Genomic DNA, 4,194 nt, shown 5'->3' with positions numbered 1-4,194 from the left:
TGACCAAGTCGAAGTTCGACAACCTCTACGGTTGCCGCGAATCGCTGGTGGACGGCATCAAGCGCGCCACCGACGTGATGATCGCCGGCAAGGTCGCCGTGGTGTGCGGTTACGGCGACGTGGGCAAGGGCTCTGCCCAGGCCCTGCGCGCCCTGTCCGCCCAGGTGTGGGTCACCGAGATCGACCCGATCTGCGCCCTGCAGGCCGCCATGGAAGGCTACCGCGTGGTCACCATGGAATACGCCGCCAGCCTGGCCGACATCTTCGTCACCACCACCGGCAACTTCCACGTCATCACCCACGACCACATGGCCGCCATGAAGGACCAGGCCATCGTCTGCAACATCGGTCACTTCGACAACGAGATCGACGTCGCCTCCATCGAGAAGTACCAGTGGGAAGAGATCAAACCCCAGGTGGACCACGTCATCTTCCCGGACGGCAAGCGCATCATCCTGCTGGCCAAGGGTCGCCTGGTTAACCTGGGCTGCGGCACCGGCCATCCGTCCTACGTGATGTCCAGCTCCTTCGCCAACCAGACCATCGCCCAGATCGAGCTGTACACCCGTACCGCCGACTATCCGGTGGGCGTTTACACGCTGCCCAAGCACCTGGACGAGAAGGTGGCGCGCCTGCAACTGAAGAAGCTCAACGCCCAGCTCACCGAGCTGACCGACCAGCAGGCCGCCTACATCGGCGTGGCCAAGCAAGGCCCCTACAAGGCCGAGCACTACCGCTACTGAGCCCGGCCCAGCGGGGCGGGCTCACCCCCGCTCCGCCGCCGTGATCCACGCCCGCCCGGCATGTCCTGCCGGCGGGCCTGCGAGGAACCACCGTGTCCACCAAGACCCCCATCTCCATCGAATTCTTCCCGCCGCAGACCTCCGAAGGCGCCGACAAGCTGCGCAGCACCCGGGCCAAGCTGGCCGAGTTGAAGCCGGAGTTCTTCTCCGTCACCTTCGGCGCCGGTGGCTCCACCCAGGCGCGCACCTTCGAGACCGTCTTCGAGATCCGTCGCGAGGGCCATGAGGCCGCCCCGCACCTGTCGTGCATCGGCTCCACCCGCGACCAGATCCGCGCCATCCTGCAGCGCTACAAGGACGAAGGCATCCGCCGCATCGTCGCCCTGCGCGGCGACCTGCCCTCCGGCGTGGGCGATCCCGGCGAGCTGCGCTACGCCAACGAACTGGTGGCGTTCATCCGCGCCGAAACCGGCAGCCACTTCCACATCGAGGTGGCCGCCTACCCGGAATACCACCCCCAGGCCCGCAGCCCCAGGGACGACCTGCTGGCCTTCAAGCGCAAGGTCGACGCCGGCGCCGACTCGGCCATCACCCAGTACTTCTACAACCTGGATGCCTATCTGCACTTCCGCGACGAATGCACTGCCCTGGGCATCGGCGTGCCCATCGTGCCGGGCATCATGCCCATCGTGTCCTTCTCCAAGCTGGCGCGCTTTTCCGACGCCTGCGGCGCCGAGATCCCGCGCTGGATGCGTCGCAAGTTCGAATCCTTTGGCGACGACAGTGATTCGATCAAGGCCTTCGGCCTCGATGTAGTCAGCGACCTGTGCGAGAAGCTCATCGCCGCAGGTGCCCCCGGCCTGCATTTTTACAGCATGAACCAGGCCGGGCCCACCATGGCCTTGTGCGCCCGCCTCGGACTCACCAACTGAGCGCCCCGGCCCCGCCCTGCCGGGGCCGTTTTTTTCAAGTTTCGGGATCCCATGCCGATATCCCCAGGGAATTCAGTTTCCCCGGCCATGGACTTGACCCCCCCTTTTCACCCTCCGCCCGAGCCCCATCTCCGCAGCAGGGAGACGGTGTTCCACGAACTCATCACCCGCACGACGGACGGCTTCTTCGTCGTTGACGCGCGGGGCTACTTCGTCGAAGTCGACAACACCCTCGGGCAACTGCTGGGTTGCAGCGTCGATGAGCTCATCGGACGCCCCACCACCGATTTTGTCCATCCGGACAGCGAGGATTTCCTGCGCCGCCAGATCGAGCGCATCCCCACCAGCGACCGGCGCAACTACCGGCTCGAACTACTGCACCGGGACGGTAGCAGCATCCCGGCGCTGATCAGCACCATCACCACCCGCAACGAGGCTGACGGCACAGTCAGCGGCTCCGCCGGCTTCATCACCGACCTGCGCGCCCCGGGCGACAAACCGGTGGGCGTCGAAGGCGCCTCCCGCGACATCAGCGCCTCGCGGCACCACCAGAGCCAGCTGCAGCTCGCGGCCACCGTCTTCAGCGAAAGCCGCGACGCAATCCTGATCTCCGACGCCCGGCGCAGAGTCATCTCGGTGAACCGTGCCTTCACCACCCTCACCGGCTACTCCGCCGAAGAGGTCATCGGCAGCGAGGCGTCCCTGATCGCCGCCAGCCACCATCCCGCCGGCTTCCTGGACGGCCTGCTACTGGAATTGGCCAGCACCGACCACTGGAGCGGCGAAGCCTGGAGCCGCCGGCGCAACGGCGCCATCTTCCCCCAGTGGCTGTCCATCTCCACCGTGCGCGGCGACGACAACGAGATCCTCCACTACGTGGCGATGTTCTCCGATCTCAGCGAGCGCAAGGCCGCCGAGGAGCGCGCCGAGTTCCTCGCCCGCCACGACCTGCTCACCCGCCTGCCCAACCGCTTCCTGCTCCGCGACCGGGCCGAGCAGGCCTTTGCCCACGCCGTGCGGGCCGAGACCCGGGTCGCCCTGCTGCTCCTGGATCTGGACCACTTCAAGCACATCAACGACAGCCTCGGCCATCCGGCAGGCGACGCCCTGCTGCAGACCTGCGCCGACCGCCTGCGCAGCACCACCCGCGACACCGACACGGTCAGCCGCCAGGGGGGCGACGAGTTCCTGGTCCTGCTCACCGACATCCGCGACAGCGACGACATCGCCCCCATCGTCGAAAAGATCATGCACACCCTGGCCCGGCCCTGCCTCCTCGCCGGCCAGGAGATGAGCCTCTCCTGCTCCGTCGGCCTGGCCGTCTATCCCGAGGATGGCACCGACTTCGATACCCTGATCCGCAACGCCGACGCGGCCATGTACAACGCCAAGGAAGCCGGCCGCAACACCTTCCGCTTCTACTCCCAGCAGATGAACGAGGACGCCGTACAGCGTCTCGACATCCAGAATCGCCTGCGCCGGGCTCTCGAGCGCAATGAGTTCATCCTCCACTACCAACCGCTGATCGATCTCGGCGACAACCGCATCGTCGGCGCCGAGGCCCTGATCCGCTGGAACTGCCCCGAGCTGGGCATGCAGCCCCCCGGCGTCTTCATCCCGGTGGCCGAAGACAGCGGCCTGATCGTCGAAATCGGCGAATGGGTGCTGCGCGAAGCCTGCCGCCAGGCTCGCACCTGGCAGGACGCCGGGCACCGCGAACTGGTGCTCGCCGTCAACCTCTCCCCGCTCCAGTTTGCCCGCGGCAACCTGGTGGAAACCGTGCGCCAAGCCCTGGCCGACAGCGGCGCCAACCCAGCCCTGATCGAGCTGGAGATCACCGAGAACGTGCTGGTCAAAGACACCGAGCAGGTGCTCGCCACCGTGCGCCAGCTCCACGCCATGGGCCTGCGCCTGGCCATCGACGACTTTGGCACCGGCTATTCCAGCCTCGCCTACCTGCGCCGATTCGCCGTCGAAAAGCTCAAGATCGACCAGTCCTTTGTCCGTGACCTGCCCACCGACCCTGACGCCGGCGCCATCGTGCGCGCCGTCATCCAGATGGCCAAAAGCCTCAAGATCGCCGTGCTCGCCGAAGGTGTCGAAACTGCCGACATCGCCCACGACCTGCGCCTGCTGGGCTGCGACTATGCCCAGGGCTACTACTTCGGCCGCCCCATGCCCGCCGACGCCTTCGCCGACCACCTGCCACCACCGCGCTGACTCACCTGGGTCGAGTTCATTGGCGATGTTCGCGTTAAGTGTGGAAAGCGCTTTCGCTTCGACAGGTAAGGCTTGAGCTCTTGCTTACGGGCGTTCCGGTGTTTGGCGTGATGTTGGCCGGGATTTCGCCCCGGCGGGCGACCTCCTTTCTTGCTTCGCCAAGAAAGGAGGCAAAGAAGGCGACCCGCCACCCCCGGTCGGCCTTCGGCCGACTGCCCTGCGCTGCTCCCAGCAGGCGGCCGGCGCGGAACTCGCCCTTCGGGCTCAGACAGCCGCGCCGGACTTCCCCGCCTGCTGGT

The 4,194-nt window shown here is 66.7% G+C and carries 3 protein-coding genes; all 3 read left to right on the top strand.

Features of this window, described 5'->3' with window-relative positions; translation table 11 throughout:
* On the top strand, window positions 1-743 hold a 743-nt coding region (locus ACIQ09_RS21780; protein ID WP_398314450.1), incomplete at its 5' end, for an adenosylhomocysteinase.
* 92 nt (window positions 744-835) lie between these two features.
* Window positions 836-1,675 carry a methylenetetrahydrofolate reductase [NAD(P)H] gene (gene metF, locus ACIQ09_RS21775; RefSeq protein WP_398314448.1) on the top strand — a complete coding sequence of 280 codons (840 nt, stop codon included), beginning with the start codon at window positions 836-838 and terminating at the stop codon, window positions 1,673-1,675.
* A 51-nt stretch (window positions 1,676-1,726) separates the two neighbouring features.
* On the top strand, window positions 1,727-3,895 hold the full coding sequence (locus ACIQ09_RS21770; RefSeq protein ID WP_398314446.1) for an EAL domain-containing protein: 2,169 nt from the start codon (window positions 1,727-1,729) through the stop codon (window positions 3,893-3,895).
* Window positions 3,896-4,194: the final 299 nt, after the last annotated feature.

It is taken from the genome of Zoogloea sp., assembly GCF_044344315.1.
Taxonomy (GTDB): domain Bacteria; phylum Pseudomonadota; class Gammaproteobacteria; order Burkholderiales; family Rhodocyclaceae; genus Zoogloea.
Note: the sequence above shows the minus strand (reverse complement) of the source record. Positions and strands in the feature narration are given on the sequence as shown.

Bases quoted from the DNA above. Each gene is read 5' to 3' on its own strand.
- ACIQ09_RS21770 (WP_398314446.1), top strand. From the start codon at position 1,727: ATGCCGATATCCCCAGGGAATTCAGTTTCCCCGGCCATGGACTTGACC.